Below are 3960 nucleotides of genomic sequence, written 5' to 3'. Positions count from 1 at the left end.
CCGAGCAGCTGCTCGCAGCCGGCCGCGCCTACCGCTGCTACGCCACCCCCGAAGAGCTCGACGAGATGCGCAAGAGGGCGCGCGCCGAGGGTCGCACCCGGCTCTATGACGGCCTGTGGCGCGACCGCGATCCGTCCGAGGCGCCCGCGGGAATGAAGCCCACCATCCGCCTGAAGGCGCCGCTGTCCGGCGAGACCGTGATCGAGGACCAGGTGCAGGGACGGGTGGTCTGGCAGAACGAGAATCTGGACGACCTCGTGCTGCTGCGTGGCGACGGCACCCCGACCTACATGCTTGCCGTGGTGGTCGACGACCACGACATGGAAGTGACGCACATCATCCGCGGCGACGACCATCTGATCAACGCCGCGCGGCAGAAGCAGATCTACGACGCGCTGGAATGGCCGATTCCCTCGATGTCGCATATCCCGCTGATTCACGGGCCCGACGGCTCGAAACTGTCGAAACGCCACGGCGCGCTCGGCGTCGATGCCTACCGCGCCATGGGCTATCTTCCGGCGGCGCTGCGCAACTACCTGGTCCGGCTCGGCTGGAGCCATGGCGACCAGGAGATTTTCTCGACCGAGGAGATGGTCAAGGCGTTCGACCTGCCCGGCATCGGCCGCTCCGCCGCCCGCTTCGACTTCGCCAAGCTCGAAAATCTCAACGGCCATTATATCCGCCATGCCGACGATCAATCCCTCGTGACCATGTTCGAGGACGTGCTGGACTACGTGCCGAAGGGCGCGGAGCTGAAGCCCAAGCTCAACCAGGCGACCCGCACCCAGCTCTTGATGGCGATGCCGAGCCTGAAGGAGCGCGCCAAGACCCTGATCGAGCTGATCGACGGCGCCAACTTCATTTTCGCCGACCGGCCGTTGCCGATCGAGGCGAAGGCCGCGGCGCTCCTGACACCGGAGACACGCGCGCTGATCTGCCGGCTTCATGCGGCGCTGGAAAAAGTCGTGCCCTGGAGCGGAGAAGCCACGGAGGCGGCGATGCGGGCCTTTGCAGAGGCCAACAACCTGAAGCTGGGTGGGGTTGCACAGCCCTTGCGCGTGGCGCTGACCGGGCGGACCACCTCACCAGGTATTTTCGAGGTCTTGGCGGTATTGGGACGCGAGGAAAGCCTGGGCCGACTGGCCGATCAGGCCGCGTAAGGCACGCATTACCTGTATTCCTTTGGCCATCTTGCAGTGCACATGGCGGCCCTCTACACTCATTCGATACCTAGCGGCTGCCGACCGTGTCGATCCCCATAGGAAGCGCACAGAGCGGCCGCTCTCTCCTCACGATGTCATCGGGGACCTCACGATGGACGCTTCCAGCACCAAAACCGCGACGCTCACGGTCGGCAACAAGACCTACGACTTTCCGATCCTCAGCGGTACCGTCGGGCCCGATGTCATCGACATCGCCAAGCTCTATGCGCAATCTGGCATGTTCACCTACGACCCTGGCTTCACTTCCACGGCAAGCTGCCAGTCGCGCATCACCTACATCGACGGCGACGCCGGCATTCTGGAATACCGCGGCTATCCGATCGAGCAGCTCGCCGAGCACGGTGACTTCCTCGAGACCTGCTATCTTCTGCTCTACGGGCAACTGCCGACAGCCGCGCAGAAGAAGGACTTCGACTACCGCGTGACCCATCACACCATGGTTCACGAGCAGATGGCCCGTTTCTTCCAGGGCTTCCGCCGCGACGCGCATCCGATGGCGATCATGGTCGCGGCCGTCGGCGCGCTCGCCGCCTTCTATCACGACTCCACCGACATCAACGATCCGCAGCAGCGCATGATCGCCTCGATGCGGATGATCGCGAAGATCCCGACGCTGGCGGCAATGGCCTATAAGTACACCGTCGGGCAGCCCTTCGTGTATCCGAAGAATGCGCTCACCTTCGCCGAGAACTTCCTGCACATGTGCTTCGCGGTGCCGTGCGAGGAGTACAAGCCCAACCCGGTGCTGGCGGACGCGCTCGACAAGATCCTGATCCTGCACGCCGACCACGAGCAGAACGCCTCGACCTCGACGGTGCGCATCGCCGGCTCCTCCGGCGCCAACCCGTTCGCCTGCATCGCGGCCGGCATCGCCTGCCTGTGGGGACCGGCGCATGGCGGCGCCAACGAGGCCGCGCTGAACATGCTCTACGGCATCGGCAAGGTCGAGAACATCCCGGACTTCATCAGGAGGGTGAAGGACAAGAACAGCGAAGTCCGCCTGATGGGCTTCGGCCACCGCGTCTACAAGAACTACGATCCGCGTGCCAAGATCATGCAGCGGATGTGCCATGCCGTGCTCAAGGAGACCGGCCATGGCGACGATCCGATGCTGAAGGTCGCGCTGGAATTGGAGAAGATCGCGCTCAGCGACGAATACTTCATCAGCCGCAAGCTCTATCCCAACGTCGATTTCTATTCCGGCATCACGCTGAAGGCGATGGGCTTCCCGACCTCGATGTTCACGGTGCTGTTCGCGGTCGCCCGCACCGTCGGCTGGATCAGCCAGTGGAGCGAGATGATCGAGGACCCGCAGCAGAAGATCGGCCGTCCGCGCCAGCTCTACAGCGGCGTCACCCACCGCGATTATGTCGAGATGGACAAGCGGAAATAGGCTTCTCGGCTACAGGTTCGATGCGGCGCCTTCATTTCGGAGAACGCCGCTTTCGCTTACCCCGCGCGACCTCGGTCGCGAGTGCGTCGAGCTTCGGCAGCCAGAACGACCTGAAGTGGTCGAGCCAATCATCGACCTCGCGAAAGCGAGCGGGCTCGACCGCGTAGATGCGCCGCGCCCCGTCGGCGCGCACCGACGCAAAGCCCGCCTCCCGCAGCACCCGAAGCTGCTGCGACACCGCCGACTGGGTGATGCCGAACTCGCGCCCGACCACGGCGACGATGTCGCCCGAGGAGTGCTCGCCTGTCGCGAGCAGCTCCAGGATGCGCCGCCGGACCGGGTCGCCGAGGATGTCGAAAGCGTGCATCGGCTAGCTGCCTTCTCCAGGTGGCTCACCGCAATAGAACGCGCTGGTGCGGGCCACAGCGGCGTTCGCGGCCGCCTCAGCAGTGCCGAAAGCGATCGACGCCTTGCCCCAGGCCTCACTGATGGACCGAATAAAGCTCTTGCCCTCCTCCGAGGCCATCCAGGCCATGGCTTCGGCCCGGTCGACGTCCGCACCCGACGCAAGGTGCCGCGCAAGACCCATCAGCGCCAGGTCCCAACCAACGCCGACCGCACCCGGCCCGAACCGGTCCCACATGTCGCCCTCGACATGCGCGATATGCTCCAGCTCCAGCTTGGTGACGCCGGCCTGCTGCTCCGACAACGTCACGGTGAGCCAGGTCGTGCCGCCGCCGAATTCCCACGTGACGGACAACAGCCGGGGCGGCTCGCAGCGCGTGATCTCGCCGCCGGCATTGCCTTCGAATTGGTAGCGGCCGCCGAGCCGCAGATCGCCCGAGACCGGCAGGAACCAGCGTGGAATCCGCTCGGCGCTGGTCAGCGCGTCCCAGAGATCGTCGATATCAGTGTCGTAACTCCGCGTCGCAATCACCGCCCGCGCCGGCCGCCCGAGATGCTCCCTGTTGGCGACTTCGCGGACGACGGCGCCGACATAGGCGACAGGATCGATTTTCATGGCAGGGCTCCCGAAATATTCGAGAGCTATATTAGCCTATATTAATATTAATTCAAGCTAATATTACCACCGAACATGTTGCGGCGACGGTGGGCGTTCAGTGTCGATGCTGGCCGCGATCGTCAGCCCCGGGCAACGCCGCGTCCCTTCCGCATCGTCGCCAGCACGAGGTCGGCGGCGCGCACGCTGGGCGAGGCCTGGCCGACGGCCATGATCGCGTCGAGCCTGGCGAACGCCTCGCTCTGGCGGCGGCGCAACGGCGTGTCGGCCAGCACCTGCTGCAAGGCGCCGGCGAGCTTGTCCGCTGAGCAGTCGTCCTGCAG

At 64.9% G+C, this 3960-nt stretch carries 4 protein-coding genes and 1 pseudogene; 2 read left to right on the top strand and 3 right to left on the bottom strand.

Going from position 1 to position 3960, the window contains the following annotated elements:
• Positions 1-1160 (top strand): glutamate--tRNA ligase (gltX, locus tag JOY90_RS14055; protein WP_291691725.1); only part of this gene is annotated, 1160 nt, incomplete at its 5' end.
• Positions 1161-1314: 154 nt separating this feature from the next.
• Positions 1315-2616: a citrate synthase gene (gltA, locus tag JOY90_RS14050; protein ID WP_291691724.1), complete on the top strand. Its 1302-nt coding sequence runs from the start codon at positions 1315-1317 to the stop codon at positions 2614-2616.
• A 31-nt stretch (positions 2617-2647) separates the two neighbouring features.
• Here the strand turns inward: gltA and JOY90_RS14045 are convergent, their stop codons facing one another.
• The 3 genes and pseudogenes from JOY90_RS14045 to JOY90_RS14035 form a co-directional block, all read right to left on the bottom strand.
• The gene (locus JOY90_RS14045) at positions 2648-2983 is read right to left on the bottom strand and encodes a helix-turn-helix transcriptional regulator (RefSeq protein WP_291691723.1); all 336 of its coding nucleotides are present in this window, start codon (positions 2981-2983) and stop codon (positions 2648-2650) included.
• A 3-nt stretch (positions 2984-2986) separates the two neighbouring features.
• Entirely contained in the window at positions 2987-3637 is a 651-nt protein-coding gene (locus JOY90_RS14040; RefSeq protein ID WP_291691722.1) for an SRPBCC family protein, read from the bottom strand.
• 122 nt (positions 3638-3759) lie between these two features.
• Positions 3760-3960: pseudogene (locus JOY90_RS14035) on the bottom strand (lipid-A-disaccharide synthase); the annotation flags it as partial.

This window comes from Bradyrhizobium sp. (assembly GCF_019242285.1).
Taxonomy (GTDB): Bacteria; Pseudomonadota; Alphaproteobacteria; order Rhizobiales; family Xanthobacteraceae; genus Bradyrhizobium.
The sequence above is the reverse complement of the archived record's forward strand: the minus strand, read 5'-3'. Positions and strand labels throughout refer to the sequence as shown.